Source organism: Gemmatimonadaceae bacterium (assembly GCA_020851035.1).
Taxonomy (GTDB): Bacteria; Gemmatimonadota; Gemmatimonadetes; order Gemmatimonadales; family Gemmatimonadaceae; genus JACMLX01.
In genome coordinates, this window is sequence record JADZDM010000017.1 from 109286 (window position 1) to 126219 (window position 16934).

15 protein-coding genes are annotated in these 16934 nt (G+C 72.6%); 3 read left to right on the forward strand and 12 right to left on the reverse strand.

What is annotated here, in order from left to right:
* Positions 1 to 19 precede the first annotated feature (19 nt).
* Both IT355_11710 and IT355_11715 read left to right on the forward strand, forming a co-directional pair.
* Positions 20 to 724 (forward strand): FadR family transcriptional regulator, encoded by a 705-nt coding sequence (locus tag IT355_11710; protein ID MCC7053918.1) that lies wholly within the window; start codon positions 20 to 22, stop codon positions 722 to 724.
* A gap of 5 nt (positions 725 to 729) precedes the next feature.
* Complete coding sequence (locus tag IT355_11715; protein MCC7053919.1) at positions 730 to 1944, forward strand: MFS transporter; 1215 nt, start codon at positions 730 to 732, stop codon at positions 1942 to 1944.
* Here the strand turns inward: IT355_11715 and IT355_11720 are convergent.
* Entirely contained in the window at positions 1907 to 3016 is a 1110-nt protein-coding gene (locus IT355_11720; GenBank protein MCC7053920.1) for a carboxypeptidase regulatory-like domain-containing protein, read from the reverse strand. The genes IT355_11715 and IT355_11720 overlap by 38 nt on opposite strands.
* A gap of 90 nt (positions 3017 to 3106) precedes the next feature.
* Between IT355_11720 and IT355_11725 the strand changes: the two genes are divergently transcribed.
* On the forward strand, positions 3107 to 3550 hold the full coding sequence (locus tag IT355_11725) for an organic hydroperoxide resistance protein (protein ID MCC7053921.1): 444 nt from the start codon (positions 3107 to 3109) through the stop codon (positions 3548 to 3550).
* Between the two features lie 28 nt (positions 3551 to 3578).
* Here the strand turns inward: IT355_11725 and priA are convergent, their stop codons facing one another.
* The 11 genes from priA to IT355_11780 all read right to left on the reverse strand — a co-directional run bounded on the left by priA (position 3579) and on the right by IT355_11780 (position 16928).
* Positions 3579 to 5867 (reverse strand): primosomal protein N', encoded by a 2289-nt coding sequence (gene priA, locus IT355_11730; protein ID MCC7053922.1) that lies wholly within the window; start codon positions 5865 to 5867, stop codon positions 3579 to 3581.
* 25 nt (positions 5868 to 5892) lie between these two features.
* Positions 5893 to 6921 carry a dipeptide epimerase gene (locus IT355_11735; GenBank protein MCC7053923.1) on the reverse strand — a complete coding sequence of 343 codons (1029 nt, stop codon included), beginning with the start codon at positions 6919 to 6921 and terminating at the stop codon, positions 5893 to 5895.
* 10 nt (positions 6922 to 6931) lie between these two features.
* Entirely contained in the window at positions 6932 to 7936 is a 1005-nt protein-coding gene (locus tag IT355_11740) for a protein kinase (protein ID MCC7053924.1), read from the reverse strand.
* Between the two features lie 17 nt (positions 7937 to 7953).
* The gene (locus IT355_11745; GenBank protein MCC7053925.1) at positions 7954 to 8619 is read right to left on the reverse strand and encodes a GvpL/GvpF family gas vesicle protein; all 666 of its coding nucleotides are present in this window, start codon (positions 8617 to 8619) and stop codon (positions 7954 to 7956) included.
* The gene (gene corA / locus IT355_11750; protein MCC7053926.1) at positions 8619 to 9752 is read right to left on the reverse strand and encodes a magnesium/cobalt transporter CorA; all 1134 of its coding nucleotides are present in this window, start codon (positions 9750 to 9752) and stop codon (positions 8619 to 8621) included. Before corA ends, IT355_11745 begins: the two co-directional genes overlap by 1 nt.
* Positions 9753 to 9815: 63 nt before the next feature.
* Complete coding sequence (locus IT355_11755) at positions 9816 to 10742, reverse strand: histone deacetylase (GenBank protein ID MCC7053927.1); 927 nt, start codon at positions 10740 to 10742, stop codon at positions 9816 to 9818.
* The gene (locus tag IT355_11760) at positions 10739 to 12115 is read right to left on the reverse strand and encodes a hypothetical protein (protein ID MCC7053928.1); all 1377 of its coding nucleotides are present in this window, start codon (positions 12113 to 12115) and stop codon (positions 10739 to 10741) included. The genes IT355_11755 and IT355_11760 overlap by 4 nt, the downstream gene beginning before the upstream one ends.
* Entirely contained in the window at positions 12099 to 12707 is a 609-nt protein-coding gene (locus tag IT355_11765; protein ID MCC7053929.1) for a DUF4159 domain-containing protein, read from the reverse strand. Before IT355_11765 ends, IT355_11760 begins: the two co-directional genes overlap by 17 nt.
* Positions 12704 to 14830 carry a DUF4175 family protein gene (locus IT355_11770; GenBank protein MCC7053930.1) on the reverse strand — a complete coding sequence of 709 codons (2127 nt, stop codon included), beginning with the start codon at positions 14828 to 14830 and terminating at the stop codon, positions 12704 to 12706. Before IT355_11770 ends, IT355_11765 begins: the two co-directional genes overlap by 4 nt.
* Positions 14827 to 16044 (reverse strand): hypothetical protein, encoded by a 1218-nt coding sequence (locus IT355_11775; GenBank protein MCC7053931.1) that lies wholly within the window; start codon positions 16042 to 16044, stop codon positions 14827 to 14829. The genes IT355_11770 and IT355_11775 overlap by 4 nt, the downstream gene beginning before the upstream one ends.
* Positions 16041 to 16928: a DUF58 domain-containing protein gene (locus tag IT355_11780; protein MCC7053932.1), complete on the reverse strand. Its 888-nt coding sequence runs from the start codon at positions 16926 to 16928 to the stop codon at positions 16041 to 16043. The genes IT355_11775 and IT355_11780 overlap by 4 nt, the downstream gene beginning before the upstream one ends.
* Between the last annotated feature and the right edge of the window lie 6 nt (positions 16929 to 16934).

A 16934-nucleotide genomic window follows, 5' to 3' on the forward strand; every position in this document is an offset into this window, starting at 1 on the left:
GATCATCAGATGTTTGGCCATGTCCACGATCGCCCGACAGTCCCTCGCCGACGCCACCGCCGCACAGCTCGAGGCCCGCATCGCCGCCGCCGAATGGCCACTCGGCAGCCGCCTGCCAGCGGAACCGGAGCTCATGGCACAGCTCGGCGTCGGGCGCTCCACCGTCCGCGAGGCCATCCGGACACTCGCCCGCGTCGGACTCGTGCAGGTCCGGCAGGGAGACGGCACCTACGTCACCGCCCGGACCGCCAACACCGAGTCGCTCCTCACCCGCTGCCAGCGCGCCCAGCTCCAGGAAGTGCGCGACGTCCGCGAGGCCCTCGAACTGCAGGCCGCCCGGCTCGCTGCCGCGCGCCGCACCCCCGACGACCTCGCCACCCTCCGCACCCTGCTCGACCAGCGCGCCGACGCCATCACCCGCCGCGATGCCGCCGGGTTCGCCGCCGCCGACGTCGCGTTCCACCAGCGCATCGTCGCGGCCACCCGCAACGACATGCTGATCGAGCTCTGGCGCGTGCTCGGCGAGTCGCTCGTGCAGTCACTCACCGAACGCAAGCGCGAGTCGGCCTTCGACGACGCCGACTCCACCCGTGAGCACGAGGCACTCTTCGATGCCATCGCGGACGCCGACCCGGGCGCTGCCACCAGCGCCGTCACGGCGCTCTTCCTCACCGCACGACCGGCGCGGGACCGAAGCGACGCCGGTGCCGCGGTCGCCACGTGAGCGCCGTGACCGCATCGACCGCGCCGGTCGCGCCGGCCGCGAGCGACACCACGAGCGCCCCGCCGCGCTTCGACCGGCCATCGGTACTCCGGCTCATGCTCGGCCACGGCGCCACCGACTTCTACCAGGCGGCCGTGCCGGCGCTGGTGCCGTACTTCGTCGCGACCTTCCACCTCACCCTCGCCCGCGGCGCGAGTGCCGTGTTCGCCGCCACGATCCTGTCCGCCGTGCTCCAGCCCTTCTTCGGCTGGCTGGCCGACCGGCGCGCCACGCCCTGGCTCACGACGTGGGGCCTCGTCCTCGCCGCCGGCGGCGTGGCCGCGGCCGTGATGGCACCGAACTACACCCTCGCGCTCCTCGCGGTGGGACTCGCCGGCATCGGTGTGGCGGCCTTCCATCCCGAGGCCACCCGGGCCGTGAACATGTTCTCCGGTGACCGCAAGGGCACCGGGATGAGCTTCTTCACCATCGGCGGGAACATCGGTTTCGCCCTCGCGCCGATCATCGTCGTGCCACTCGCCACGCCCGCGTACCGCGGCGGGCTCGCCGCGCTCTGCCTGCTCTCCATCCCGTGCGCCTGGATCCTCAACCGCGCGATGGGCGCCCTGCCGACGGCGCGCGGCAAGGCGGCGCGAAACGCGGCGCACGATCGCACGCTGCCCAGCGACGCCTGGGGTGCATTCGCACTCCTCGGCGTTGCCATCGGCATGCGCAGCATGATGGTCGTGGCGATGAACACCTTCCTCCCCACCTATTGGTCGCAAGCGCTGCACACCTCACTGCAGACCGGCGCCTTCGCGCTGACGATGCTGCTGACCATCGGCCTCGCGGGCGTGTTCGTCGGCGGACGGATGGCGGACCGCATCGGTGCACGCGCCGTGATCCTCTGGAGCTTCGCCGCCGTCGCGCCGGCGTTCTGGCTCCTCGCGCGCGCGCAAACCGTGCTACAGGCCTCGCTCGCACTGCCGCTCCTCGCCTTCGCGCTGTTCGCACCCGGCGGCGTGATGGTCGTGCTCGGACAGGCCTACCTGCCCCGCCACCTGGGCACGGCGTCCGGCGTGACCGTCGGCCTCGCGGTGACCTTCGGCGGCCTGGCCGCGCCGCTGCTCGGGCGCATCGCCGACCTGCATGGACTGCACACCATGCTCCTGCTGCTCGCCGCCTGTGCGCCGGTGATGGCACTCACCGCCTGGCTGCTGCCCGACCGTCGTCACGCGTAGGCGGTGGCGGCGACGGCGCCTCCGGTGCATCCACCGTGCCGCCGCGCTCCAGGTACCCCGAGACCCCGACGCGGAACGTGTGCGGATCCAGCACCAGCAGCGGCATCCGGATCACCCAGTGGCTCACGATCCAGCGCCCGTTCAGGATGCGCTGCAGGGTCACGCTCCCGCCGGCGAACTTCGCCACCCGCGGAATGACGCGCGGCCCCGCCACGTAGCGGAAGTCGATGCTGCGCAACTCGCCGCTGAGCGTGTCCACGAACGCCGTGCCCTCCACATCCGGCAGCGTCCGGCCGCGCACCGGCTTGAAGCGCAGCTCGGCCAGCTCGCGGCCCGCATCGGCCGGCGCCGAGAAGCAGTGCGTGCGCACGAACGCCTCGCTCAGCAGCACGTTCTCGTCGGGGGCGAGGTAGGTGCGGGTGCTGTCACGCTCGTCGCGGATGTAGCCGTGGCTGGCGAGCGAATCCGGGTCGGCCGCCGAGAAGGGCCGGCCGAAGCCGGTCTCGTCGCGCAGCACGGTGCTGGCGCGTTCCACGAGCGTCGGCGAGAGTTCGCGGGTGAACTCCGTGACGCGCATCATCGGCGACTGCGCCGACGTCTCCCGCGAGAGCACCGCCGCGCGCAGCGCGAGCGTGATCTGCTCCCAGAGCACCGACACCCGGTCGCCATCGTCCGGGCGACGTCCGCACACCGCATCGGCGCGCACACGCACGGTGGCGAGCTGGTAGCGCAGGTTCTGCAACCCGACGCGCAGTGCCAGCGTGCTGCCGCTGTCCACGCGCACTGCCGCGAGGGTGCGTGGCTGCACGCCGATGCGCCGGATGCCCACCGTCCAGGACCCCGCGAATGGCAGGCGCAGTGTAACGATGCCGGCCGCGCTGCTGAGGCCATCGGCGCGTACACGTCCCGTCGAGTCCGACGCACTCACGAGTGCACCGGCCACCGGCTGCGCCGTCGCGGAGTCGCGCAGCGTGATGCGCACCGACTGCGCGCCACCCGCTAGACTCAGCACCAGCAGCAGCGGCAGCAGCAGCGCCACGCGCCACGGCAGCGTCAGGACCCGTCTCGACATGCCGGAACGTTCGTTGGGGAAGCCGGCCCGCATCGTTTGTGCGCGCCTGGTTTCGAAATCAACATCAATCTCCCGAGGTCAGGAACACCCATGGCAGCCCACACCATCAAGCCGCTCGTCACGGCGACCGCCAACTCCACCGGTGGCCGCAACGGCCACTCCGAGACGACCGATGGCTCGGTGAGCGTCAACCTGTCGGTGCGGAAGGAGATGGGCGGGCCCGGCCTGCCCGACACCACCACTCCCGAGCACCTGTTCGCCGCCGGCTACGCCGCCTGCTTCGGCGGGGCACTGGAGTTCGTGGCCAGCCAGGCGAAGAAGGACGTGTCGGGCACGGTGGTGACCTGCTCGACCTCCGTCGGGCCGCGCGAGGGTGGCGGGTTCGGGATCGCAGTGACGATGCACGTGACGGTGCCGACGCTGCCGACCGCCGAGGCGGAGGCGCTGGTGCAGGAGACGCACGACAAGGTCTGCCCGTACAGCCACGCCACCCGCGGCAACATCGACTTCACGCTGCAGGTCGAAGGGGCCTGACCGCAGCGCCCTCCCGTCACGCGGCGCATCAGAGCAGCGTGACGGGATCGCGGTCCCACGCCAGCCGCAGCCCGGCGGCCGAGGGGAGCGGACCCCGCTCCACCACATAGCGGCCGATGCGGCCGAGGGCGTCGGCGTCGGCGCTCTTCACCAGGAAGTGCCAGCGCCAGCGCTGCTTGATGCGCTCCACCGGGCACGGCGCGGCCCCCACGATCTCCACCAGCCCGGGCATGCGCGCCTGCACCAGGCGGCGCGTCCACTCGGCGAGCGCACGCGCCGCATCCGCCGTCGCGAGTTCCTCGGTGCCGCTCACGACGGCGTTGGCGAGAAAGAGCACCGGTGGATACGGTGGGCTGCGGCGGCCCTCGAGCTCCTCGGCCGCGAACCGCAGGTAGTCGTGCGTCACCGCGCAGGTCACGGCGTGGTGCGTGGGCTCACGCGTCTGGATGAACACCTCCCCGCCCTTCGCCCCTCGCCCCGCCCGACCGGCCACCTGGCTGAGCAGCTGGAAGCAGCGCTCGCTGGCGCGGAAGTCGGGGAGGTTGATGCCCACGTCCGCATCGATGACGCCAACCAGCGTGACGTTCGGAAAGTCGAGCCCCTTGGCGATCATCTGCGTGCCGAGGAGGATGTCCACCTCGCCCGATGCCACGCGATCGAGGATCGTGGCGTGTGCCCACTTGGCACCGGTCGTGTCCATGTCCATGCGCGCGATCCGCGCCTCCGGCCAGCGCTCGCCCAGCAGCCGCTCGAGCTGCTGCGTGCCCAGCCCGCGCTCGCGCAGCGGCGGACCGCCGCACCCGGCACACTGCGTCGGTGGCGCCTCGCGATGTCCGCAGTAGTGACAGGCGAGCCGCTCGGGCATGCGGTGGAACGTGAGCGCGATGGCACAGTTGGGGCACTGTGACACCGCGCCGCAGTCGTTGCACTGCAGGAAGTGCGCGTACCCGCGGCGATTGAGGAGCAGGATGGACTGCTCGCGCTGCGCGAGCCGGGCGCTGATCGCCAGCTCCAGTGCCGGCGTGATGGCGTGGCCGAAGGTGGTGCCGCTCACCGGCATGCCCCCGTTCGCGGCCAGCGGCGGCCGCGCGACGGGCGGCTCCCGGCGACGGTCGATCACGTGCACCGCCGGGAGTTGCGCACCGCCGGCGCGCTCGGGAAGCTCGAGCAGCCGCAGCTCCCCGCGTTGCGCCTGGGTCCAGCTCTCGAGGCTCGGGCTGGCGCTCCCCAGCACGAACGTCGCCCGCTCGGCGACGGCACGCACCCGGGCGAGGTCGCGGGCGTGATAGCGTGGAGACTCGCCCTGCTTGTAGGTGGCCTCGTGTTCCTCGTCCACCACGATCGCGCCGAGCCGGTGCACGGGCGCGAAGATGGCCGAGCGGGCGCCGACGACGATGCGCTTCTCCCCGCGCCGGATGGCGGCCCACGCGTCGTACCGCTCGCCATCCGACAGCGCCGAGTGCAGCACGGCCACCTGGTCACCGAACGCGGTGCGGAACCGGTCCACCGTCTGCGGGGTGAGGGCAATCTCGGGGACCAGCACGATCGCACCCTCGCCGCGCCGCTCGACGACGTCGCGCAGGTACTCGATGTACACGAGCGTCTTGCCGCTGCCGGTCACGCCGCGCAGCAGCGCCCCCTCCCCGGGGGGCAGGGCGGTCAGCGCGTCGATGGCCGCACGCTGACGGTCGGTGGGCACGAGGCGACGGTCGCCCGCGACGGCACGGGTGGCGAAGGGATCGCGTGCCACCGGCAGCAGGTCGATCGCCAGCAGCCCGCGCGTCACCAGCGGCTGGAGCACGGCGGCGGTGACACCGGCCTGCTCCAGCAGGGCGCGCACCGGGTGCGTGCCGCCGAGCGACTCGAGCAGCTCGTAGAGCACGCGCTGCTTCGGCGCACGGCGGAACAGCGTGTCGCGCTCCAGCAGGCTCTCGATGGTCGTCGTGACGCGGGCCACGCGGTGCGTCTTCACCACGGCGGTGGGCACGGTGGCCGCCGTGAGCGCGACGGGCAGCATCGCGCGCAGCACGATGCCCGGTGGGGCCGCATAGTGGCGCGCCATCCAGCGCCCGAGCTGCAGCAATGGGCCGGAGAGGGACGGCTGGACATCGGGGGCCGCCACGATGTCGCGCAGCGTGCCCTTCAGCGGCTGCGGCACGTCGATCGCGGTCACGATCCCCAGCAGCGTGCGGCCGCCAAGCGGCACCACCACGCGCGCGCCCGGCACCACGCGGGCACGCAGCGCCTCCGGCACCGCGTACACGTACGCACGCGGGACGGCGACGGGGAGTGCAACGGCGGCGAGCAGCGGGATCACCCGGGGAAACTACACTCCCGGCGCGCTATCGACGCGTGACGCCCAGTCCCGGTGCGGTTGGCAGCGTGACGATGCCGTTGGTGATGGTCGCGCCGCGGAACGGGTCGTCTTTCAGCAGCGCCGCACCATCGAGGTCGACGCAGTCCAGCAGCGGAGCCAGGTGTGCAGCCGCCGTGATGCCGAGGCTCGTCTCGATCATGCAGCCCGCCATCACCAGCATGCCGTGCGCACGGGCGGTGTGGATGATGCGGATGGCCTCACGCAGCGAGCCGCACTTGGCCAGCTTCAGGTTCACGCCGTCCACCACGCCGGCCAGCTTCGCGACGTCGGTCGCCACCAGGCAGCTCTCGTCGGCCACGATCGGCAGGTCGCAGTGGTCGCGCACGAAGCGCAGCCCCTCCAGGTCGTGGGGCGGCAGCGGCTGCTCGATGAACTCCACGCACAGGTCGCGCAGCAGCGGCGCCATGGCGAGCGTGTGCTTCGGCGTCCACGCGGCGTTCGCATCCACGCGCAGGATCGCCGCCGGCGCCTCGTCACGCACGAGCTGGATGATGCGCCGGTCCCGGTCGCTGCCCAGCTTCACCTTGAGGATGGGATAGCCCGCTGCCAGCGCCTCGTGCACCCGTGCGCGCAGGGTGTCGTCATCGGCGGCGATGGCGATGGTGAAGCTGGTGCGCGGGCTGGCGGCGGGCGACAGCCCCCAAAGCTTCCACAGCGGCACGCCCAGCCGCTTGCCCTGCAGGTCGTGCAGGGCGGCGCTCACGGCGCAGCGGGCGGCGGCGTTGAAGCGCAGCGCGCTCACCATCGCCACCTCGGTGGCCTCGATGTCGGACGGATCGGCCGACTCGATGATCGGGCGCAGCCGGTCGAGTGCCGCCAGCACGGTGTCGGCGGTCTCACCGTAGAACCGGCTCGGTGCGGCCTCACCCCATCCCTCCAGGCCGTCGGCATCCACGAGGCGCACCCACACCACGCGCCACTCGCTCGAGCCGCCGCGGGCGATCACGAACGGGTGCGTGGTGTGGACGGTGACGACTTCGGTCTCGAGGCGCATCAGGACGGGATCACTGGGAGAGGGCGGGCGTCATGCGGCCGAGCCGCGCGGCGCGGACACCGGGCGTCTCGAGCGGCACGCCGTCGAGGGTGCGGATCAGCGCATCCGCGAGGTCGGTGCCGCGCTGGTAGCGCTCGCCGGCCGGCTTGGCCAGGCAGCGCATGGTGATCTGCGACAGCGCGGTCGAGACCGACGGCGCCGTGACCTCGAGCGGTGTCGGCATCTCGTGCACGTGCTTGTAGCCGACGGCGTACGAATCCTCGCCGTCGAAGGGCGGGACGCCGGCGAGCATCTCGTAGAGCATCACGCCGCAGGCATACACGTCGCTGCGGCCGTCCACCGGCTTGCCCATCGCCTGCTCGGGGGACATGTAGTGCGGCGTGCCCATGGCGCGGCCGGTGCCGGTGAGTCCCTTGTGGAAGCCGGCGGTGGCGATGCCGAAGTCGGTGATCAGCGCGGTGCCGTCGGCATCGAAGAGCACGTTGTCGGGCTTCACGTCACGGTGCACGATGCCGTGCCGGTGCGCGTGATCGAGCCCGGTGGCGATCTGCGCGACGATCGCGGCACTCTCGGCAGGGGGCACGGTGCGATGGCGCGCCAGCCGGTCCGCGAGCGAGCCGCCACTGAGGAACGGCATCACCACGAAGGTGCTGTCACGCGTGACGCCGGCGTCGAGGATGGTGCAGACGTTCGGGTGGCTGAGCCGGCTGGCCGCCTCGGCCTCGCGGCGGAACCGCTCGCGCATTTCCGGATCGCGCGAGAGGTGCGAGTAGAGGACCTTGATCACGACGCGGCGGCCGAGGACCGCGTGCGACGCCTCGTACACGTGCGCCATGCCGCCGCTGGCGATGCGGCGCACGATGGCGAAGCGCCCGCCGGTGGCGCGGCGCAATGCGGTGATCTCGGCATCCGGCACGTCGACCGGCGGCGCCGCCACATCCGGCAGCGCCGTGCCGCACCGCACACAGTGCGGCGCCGCAGCGCGGTTCCAGGTGCCGCAATCGGGACAGAACATTCAGCGCGGGGTTCGGGCTAGAACTGGAGACGGACGAAATCGTACACGGGCCACGGTCCGGTGAGCTGCAGCGTGAGCCCTGGCGAGCGCACGTCCTCGGCCGTCACCTCGGCGGCGAACCGGTCCCAGGCCACCCGTTCCACCAGGTAGGCCTCGGTGGCGATGGTGGTGCCGTCGCCGACGGTCTCCGTGGAGACAGGCACCGTGGCACTGGCGTAACGCCGGAGGGCGCGGAACGACTCGATGGCGGCGGCCGACGGGGGGAGGACGGAGGGGTCGGAGGTGGCGCCGGCCAGGTCGCGGGAGGCGGTGACCCGTGCGCCACAGCGCCCGTCGACGTAGGCCAGGCCATTGGCCAGCGTCACTGCGTGCAGTTCCAGCCACTGCAGCACGCTGGCCGGTGTGCGGAAGTTGGTCAGCGGCGGCGCCGGCACCAGCGTCACCGACCTCGACAGCGAATCGATCATCGTGTGGTGGGCCACCAGCGCCGCGTCGCTCAGCGGATCCGGCTTCACCGGACAGGGCCGGACCACGGCGGCCACATCGCGGAACGGGATGGCGGAGGCACCGGCGCCGGCCAGCCGGACGGCGTCCCCAACCGACCCCGACTGTACGATACCCAGCAGGCGCAACGCCGTGTTCCGCGAGCCGGGGACCGCGCCCAGCACGCCGGGAGTCGCCATCAGACCAGCGACCACTTGCGGAGCAGCCAGACCAGGAACGCCCCCAGGCCGAGCTGCACCGCCAGCATGATCCAGAATCCGTGCACGTGGTGCGAGAGCGGGATGTCCTCGAAGTTCATGCCCCACATGCCGCTCACCACCACGAACGGCACGCTGAGGGTGGCGATCACGCTCAGCCCCTTCGTCACCTGCCCGAGGCGGTTGGACACCTGCGAGAGGTAGCTGTCCATCACGTTGGCGAGCAGTTCGCGGTAGGTGTCGAGGGAGTCGTTGATGCGCAGGACGTGGTCGAAGATGTCCCGGAACCAGACCTGCGACTCCACCGGCAGGAAGGGGCTGGGCCGGTTGGTGAGCACGCTGAACACCTCGCGCTGCGGCATGAGGTGCCGCCGCATGGCCAGCACCAGCCGCTTCACGGCGAACACGTCGCGCATGACCTCCTGGTCGAAGCGCTGGTACACGCGTTCCTCGAGCCCGTCCACGAACTCGTCGATCCGGTCCAGCACGGGGAAGTACTCGTCCACGGTGTGGTCCATCACCGCGTGCGCCACGCGCTCCACGCCGCGCTCCATCTGGTCCGGGTTCGCCACCATGCGCTCGAACACCGTGTCGACCGGCACACTGGGCCCGGCGTGCACCGTCACGACGAGGTTCTTCGCGAGGAATGCGCAGATGTTGTAGGTCTCGATGTCGTACGGGTCCTCGGTGTTGTCACAGAATCGCACTCCGCGCACGATCACGAACAGTGAGTTCTTGTACTCGTCGAGCTTCACGCGGCTCTGCGGGTTGAGTGCATCCTCCACCGCCAGCGGGTGGAAGTCGAACACCTTCTCCAGCAGGGCCACCTGGTGTCGGCTCTCGCTGTCGATGTCGACCCAGAGCACGCCGGCGGTGTCGCCGCTGGTCACGAGCTCGCGCAGCTCCATCGGGTGCAGGTCGGTGCGCAACGGCCTGCCGGGCACGGCGTAGGCGATGCGCGGCACGCTGCTGGGCGCCGCCGCCGGCCGCACGACGGATCCCGCCTCGTCCGGCGCCCGCCCCCGCTCCTCACTGTCGCGCTCTGCGGTCAGGCGCGTGTCGTCGCCACGCCGCAGGCGCGGCGCGGGCCGGTCACGCCGGCGGCTGCGACTCACGAGGCGGTCTGGTGCAGGTGGGGGAGTGGCAGCATCCGTGCAAGATACCGACCCGATGGGCCACTATCGCAACGCCCGCAGGTGCGTGACGCAGGCCTGCCCGAGCCGGTCCGGGTCGTACCCGCCTTCCAGCGACGACACCAGCCGGCCGCCGCACCAGGCCTCGGCGCGCTCCACCAGCATCCGCGTGAGCTGCTCGACGTCGGGCAGTTCCAGCGTGAACCCGCCAAGCGGATCTCCCGCGAGGGAATCGAAGCCGGCCGAGACGAGCACGAGGTCGGGAATCCAGTCAGTGGTGGCGGCATCGACGGCGGTCGTCAGCGCCGCGACGTAATCCGCCGCCGGGAGGCCAGCCGCCATCGCGACGTTCCAGATGGTGCCGTGTGGCCCGCGATCCGACGCGGCGCCGGTGCCCGGGTACCACGGCCACTGGTGCATGCTGATGAACCGGATGCCCGCGTCGTCCTGCACGAGGTCCTGCGTCCCATTGCCGTGGTGCACGTCCCAGTCCACGATCAGCACGCGCGCGGCGCCGTGGCGCGTGCGCGCGTAATGCGCACCGACGCCGACGTTGCCGAAGAGGCAGAAGCCCATGCCAGCCCCACGCAGGGCGTGGTGTCCCGGCGGACGCACCGCGCAGAAGCTGCGCGCCACCGAGCCGTCGAAGGCCCAGTCGATGCCGTCCAGCACGCAGCCAACGGCGGCGGTGGCGGCATCCCAGCTGCCCTCGCTCACCACCGTGTCAGGGTCCAGCCGACCGCCGCCGGCCTCCGCCAGGGCCCGCACCTGCGCCACGTAGGCCGGCGCGTGGGCCAGCGCGATCTCGTCCGCCGTGGCGTGGCGCCCTTCCCGGTGTTCGATGGTGTCGAAGAGGTCGAAGTCGTTGCGGAGGGCGCGCGGGATTGCGCGCAGCCGCCCGACGTGCTCCGGATGTTTCCACCCCGTGTCGTGGCGCCCGCAATCGGAGTGTGAGATGTACGCGACCGTCACGTGAACCCCCTCCAGCGGCGGATCAGCCACGACCCGGTGAACGAGACGAGCGCGAGTGCCAGCAGCCAGCGCAGGTCGAGTCGGGCCGCGAACGGAGGCGCCGGATCCGCGCGTCGTGCGCGTCCGGCGGCGGGCAATCCCAGGTCGCGTGCCAGTGCAGCCACCGGTGCGGCGTCGAGTGTGTCGTGACCGGCGAAGGCGGGGCGGGCAGCTCGCGGCGCGGTCACCGGCACGAGACCGGAGAGCAGCGTACTCCACCAGCGCCGATGCGCGGCGGGGGACTCATCGCCACCGGCCATGCGCCAGAGCCACGAGTTGTCGTAGCCCACCTGCACCACGCGTCCTGCGCCGAGGCGGCGCGCCGCCACGGCAACGCGGCCGTCCCGGAACTCGAGCGGCACGGCGCCCTGCGCCAGCGTCGTCACAGGCACGAGGTCCAATCCATGTCGCGGCTCCTCCGACGCCTCGGCACCCGCCTCGCCGTCGAGCATCACCCCCGGTGCCCCCGCGCGCAGGCCGGCCACCCCCGGCAACCGGGCCGCCTCGCCCACGATCACGACGCCACCACCCTCCCGCACGAACGCACCGAGTGCCGCCGTCACCGACGACGGCGCCCCGGGCAGCAGCAGCACGATCGCATGCCGCGCGCGTGACGGCCGCTGTGCACTCCCCTGCCCGACCGTGACCCGCGGCGACAGCGTCACCGCGACATCCACCGGCCAGCCAGCCTCCTCCAGTGCCGCCACGAGGAACTTCGACTCCCACGTCGCCGTGCCGGCCACCAGCACCCGCGCCACCTGCGGTGCCCCTGCCACCAGCGCGGTGACCGCGGGGTTCGCCCCGGCGAGATCGAGTCGCACTGCGCCCTGCACCGGTCCTGAACGCGTACGCAGCCCCGCCGTGTCCATCACCACCGAATCGAGCAGGCCGGCCCGATCGCCGATCGCACCACGCCACGCACCGTCCGACGCCACGGCGATGCGCGTGCCGCCGCCCGCCCGCCACTCCGCCTCAACGTCCACCGCCACCGCCGGCAGCGCCTGTGCGCGGCCAAGCAGCACCGAGCGCCCGCTGCCACGCAACGCGCGCAGCGTGGCACGGGCACGCGCCGACGGCACCGCGTCGAGTGTCACGTCCACCGTGTCGGAGGCCGAGACCACCAGCGATGCGAGCGCAGCGTCGATCGCGCCGTCCCGCTGCACCATCACGTGGTTGGGCGGCACCGGCGCCGTCGTCAGCAGTCGCCAGAGCACCAGCAGCAGGCACGCGAAACCGGTACCGTGGAGCACCGCGCCTGCGACGCGCGCGGTTCCCGCCGGCATCGCGATCCCGGCATCGGCATTCACCATGACCGGTTCAGCGCGTGAGGGCATACACCACCAGGTTCACCCCGAAGCGGGTGTTGTCCACGCTCAGGAACTTCTTGTTCTCCGGATGGAACGACCACTCCGAGCTGTAGTCCTTGCTGCTGTAGATCACCGCCAGGCGGCCATTCCGCTCGATGCCCTGCAGGTGGTCGTGGACGAGATTGTCGCCCCAGCCGTTGAGTTCATGCGACGTGGTGGGCGGGCCGTCGCGGAAGGTGAAGAACGCCCGGTACAAGGCGTGGGTGTTCGGGATCGGCTTCAGCGGACCGAGCACCTGCGTGAGCTCCTCGGTGCACGTCTTGTGGAAGACGCCGTCCACGTCGTGGTTGTGGTCGTCCACGAACAGCAGGCCGCCCCGCTCGCAGTACTTCCGCAGCATCGCACGCTCCGCCGCCGTGAAGCGCACCGGGAGGTGCCCGGTGAGGAATGCCAGCGGGTAGCGCAGCAGCGCCTCCGACGACAGCGGCACGATGGCGCCCGACGGGGCGATGTCCACGCTGGTGTAGCGCGCGACGGCATCGATCACGTTGGCCGCCAGCAGCGGCGCCGAATCCCAGTCGCCGGACTCGTACTGTACGGTCGCGAAGGTGAACCTCATGGCGCCCCGCCGCTCCAGAGCGCGCCGGCCTCGCGCCGTTGCCAGGGCGCGATCGCGAGTCGGCGCGCGCGCAGCAGCGGCTCTGTCGCGTCGCGACCGGCGTCGAGCGCGTCGATGGCCGCACCCACGGCCGCGGCGAGCGGCGGCGCGCTGCCCAGGGCATCCAGCCGGATGAGGCGGAGCGAATCGGTGGCCGCGGCATCACGTGACGCCACCAGTGCCAGCGCCTGCAGCACACGCTCCGCCAGTCGGCGCTCGGGGGCCGGGAGCGCCGCGATCGCGCGCCGTGCCTCGAAGTGGGCGCTGTCGGTGCCGATGAGGCGGATCTTCGCGATGTCCACCACCGCGGCCGGCGGCGTGCCCCGCAGGTACACGCGCTCCGCCGACCGCGCCCGCTGGATCGCGGCCACCGCGCGGCGCATCGGCTCCAGCGCATCACGGGGCACGCCACCCTGCAGTGCGCGGGTGGCATCCCACATCGCGTTGTAGGCCTCGAGCAGCGGGCGGTTCACCGCCACCACCGGTGTCTCGTCACCGTGCGAGTCGAGCATGCCGCTGACACCGCCGGTCGCGCGATCCGCCGCCGCCAGCACCGACTCCGGCGTGGACTGCGTCGCGAGCTCGGCGGCGTTGTGCTCGTGGCCATCGCCGGCGAAGTGCGCGTGCTCGCCGCTCGGGCTGTCGCCGAGCCGCGCGAACAGGATCTCCGACACCTGTTTGCGCAGCCGCGCCTGGTCGGTGCCGATCCGGTTCGACTCCGCCAGCATCGTCGCCCGGTCGATCCGCGGGATGCGCGCCACCAGGCGTTCGGTGAGCATGAGCAACTGCCGCTGGCTCAGGACACTCTTGTCCACCGGTGTCGGCGGCAGCTGCTCGATCGCCACCGAGTCGCGCTCCCCGGCGCGCGGGATCCGGATCGTGCGCGTCTCGCTCGAGCCAAGCGAGGGGCCCGCGATGGCGTTGCCGTCGTGTGCGGTGATCCGCACGTGCATCAGGTCACCGCCCCTGAGCCCCAGTGCCCCGAGGTCCAGCGTGGTGGCCAGCGTGACGTCGCGACCCAGCGGCGCGCGGCGCGCCGCCAGCACGCCGGAGCGGAAGGTGAACTGCTCCCCACCGCCGCTGGAGATGATGTACTCCACGCGGGCATCACGCAGCCCGATGTCGTCATGCACGGTGCCGGCGAGGCGGAGTGTCGCCGTGGTGTCGAGCACCAGCGTGTCGGCCTCGGGCAGGCGCAGCGTGGCCACGGGCGCGGAGTCTGCCACGGGTTGCACCAGCAGCCCCCGTTCGCCGATGCCGTCGCGCAGCCTGAGAGCCAGCGGCGCCGTGCCGACCCGCACCAGCCCGCGCCAGCCGTTGGGCCGCATCGCGACGTGCACGGCGCGCGGCGTGCCGCTGCCGCTGTCCGTCGACTCCTGTACCAGCAACGTGGCCCGGGCGCGATCACCCTCTCCGTCCACGCGGATCACACTCCCCGCGATCGCCGTGATGGTCTGCCCGAAGTCCAGCGTGCGCTCGCTGCGACCGGTGTAGCCCGGCGGCAGCAGCACGACCGTCGCCGGCACCCGTCCCGGCGTCTCCGTTGCGGATGCCGCACCCCGCGTGCCCTGCGCTGCGACGCCGGCAGAGACACGCCGCGCCTGCCACGGGTACGCCGCGACCATCAGCGCCGCGACTACCGCCGCGAGCCGCATCAGCAGCCGCGATCGTTCGCGTCGGATCGCCGCGCCCACCGGGACCTCCCAGCGCGTCGTCGCCATGAATGCCGCGAGCCGCGACTGCACGGGATCGGCATCGCTCACCGGCTGCTGCTCCGCCAGCGTGACGAGCGCATACCGCAGCGCCGGCGCCTGCGCTTCCGCCCAGAGTGCGGCATCCAGCGCGCCGATGCGCGAGGGAAGGCGTCGGTGCGCACGCCACCAGCCTACGGCCGCACCGGCGAGCAGCGCAACGGTCCAGAGCACCGCCAGTGACGGACCGCCGGTGGCGATGCGCGCCAGTGCACCAAGCGCAAGCACGACCGCGAGCGCGCCGAGCGCCCACGCCGCCACGGCGCCAAGGAGCAGCAGGTGCAGTGACCGCCGCAGCGCTTCGAGGCGCCCCGCGAGCTGGAGCGGCGTCATGCCGGCCTCCGCGCGCGCAGCAGCAGCTCGAGCGCCGCCAGCAGCAACGCGCCGCCGGCCAGCCAGGGTGCGAGCGTCGAGCGGCGCGTGTCACCGGCCGCGACGGCGGCGCGTGACGCGGGCGCCGGTGCCAGCCACGCCGGCACGCTGTCCACGCGGCGGTGATCCGGTTCGCAGGCGCCGAGCAGCGCCACAAGCCACGCCTGCGCGCTCAGGGACAGTGTCTGGTCACCCGCCGCCGGCAGCGTGGCGCGCACATGCAGGACACACCCCGTCCCGACACGGGCAAGCCAGACCGCGGGCTGTCCCCCTTCCCACCACCCGACGGGTGCAGCGCCGGCCGGCGTACCGGCGGTGTCGGGCGCCAGCGGTGCGACCCACGTCGTGCGCTGCACGGTGAGTCCGCGCAGTCCGGCGGTCGTGCTGGTCCATGCCACGGGCCAGTGCACCACCGTGCCGCCGCGGCGAGCCGCGGCCGAATCAGACGCGGTGAGGGCAGCGCCGCGCACGACGAGGCTGCCGGCGGGCGCCAGACTGTCACCCAGCAACTGCGCGGTGGCGGCGATGGGATCATCACCCTCGGCGCGCACCGTGATCCCGCCCCGAGGGCGTCTGTCGTCCGCCGTCTGCGGCACCGGCAGCACCGTGATCGGCTCGGGCAGCAGCGCGCGCATCGACTCGGTCGCCGGATCGAACATGGCGGCGTCCATTCGCGACGCGAGTGTCACGTGCAGTGCCGACGTGCCGCGCGCCAGCGAATCGCGCAGGCGGCCGAGCAGCGCCAGCGCGGCGCTGAGTGAGGCACGGCGCGCCACCAGCGCGGTGCTGTCCGCGAGTGGCGACAGCGCGGCGCTGGTGTCGAAGGCGATCACCGCATCGGTCGGGGCGAGCACGGCTCGCGCGGCGCGCTGGTCCGCGGCCGGCAGCGTGCGGTCGAGCAGCAGCACCGTGCGCCGCTCCACCGTCGCGCCGCTGCGCACGGGCTGCGCCACCGCCAGCGCGAGCAGCGCGAGGATGCCGAGGCGCAGCAGCATCCACCAGCGATCGCGCGGGACGGGCTGGATCGTCGTGGCCTCGAGCATGCCGGCCGGCAGGAACCGCGCCGTTGCCAGTGCCAGCGCGCGTGGCCGCTGTCGGCTCAGCAGGTGCGCAGCCACCACGCCCAGCATGCCGAGTGCACCGGCCGCCAGCGCCCACGGCGCCAGCCAGGTCATGCCACAACTCCACTGCCCGACGCCGCCCGGAGCATCGACCGCACGGCGTCGGCCGGCGGCTGGTCGTCCACCACCTCGAGGTAGCGCCCGCCGGTGCCGAGCCAGCGGTTGCGCATCGTGCGGCGGAAGTCGCCGAACGCCGCGTCGTACGCCCGTGACGTGCCGCGCGACAGCGGCCGTCGCAGCGCGGCATCCTCGGGATCCACCGCCACGGCACGATCGACGCCGATCGAGAGCTCGGCTCGCGCGACGACGTGCGCGGTGATGACCTCCACACCGCGGGCCACCAGCGACGCGCTGCGCGCCAGCAACGCATCGGCGTCGCCCAGCAGGTCCGAGACGACCACGATCCGTTCCACGCCGCGCAGCCCGTCGAGCATCGGCGCCAGCGGCGGCGACCCGGCGGGCGTCACCGCATCCACCACGCGGATCATCTCGCGCACCACGTCGCCGCGCGATCGTGGCGGGATGCGCCGCGTGCCACTCCCGTGTGCGATCACGAGGCCGATGGGGTCACCGGCACTGCGCGCCACTGCGGCGAGTCCGATGCAGAGCATCCGCGCCATCCGCCACTTCGCCTCGCCACCGAGTGCCGCGCCCATCGACGCCGAGGCATCGAGGAGCAGCAACGTGGGTGAGGTGGCGACGTCGGGCGCGAGGCGCACGTAGGCGCGATCGGTGCGCGCGAGCAGCTTCCAGTCCAGCCGGCGCGGATCGTCGCCCTGCCGGTAGGGCCGGTACTCCGTGACCTCGACGTTCGGCCCGATGCGGCGCGCCTGGTGCGCACCGACGTTGGTGGTGCGCGGACGGAGACGCGCCGTCCAGCGCGCGCCGCGCACCGCATCCAGCAGTGCGCCGTATTCGTGCAACCCCGACGGCGCCATCGGAGG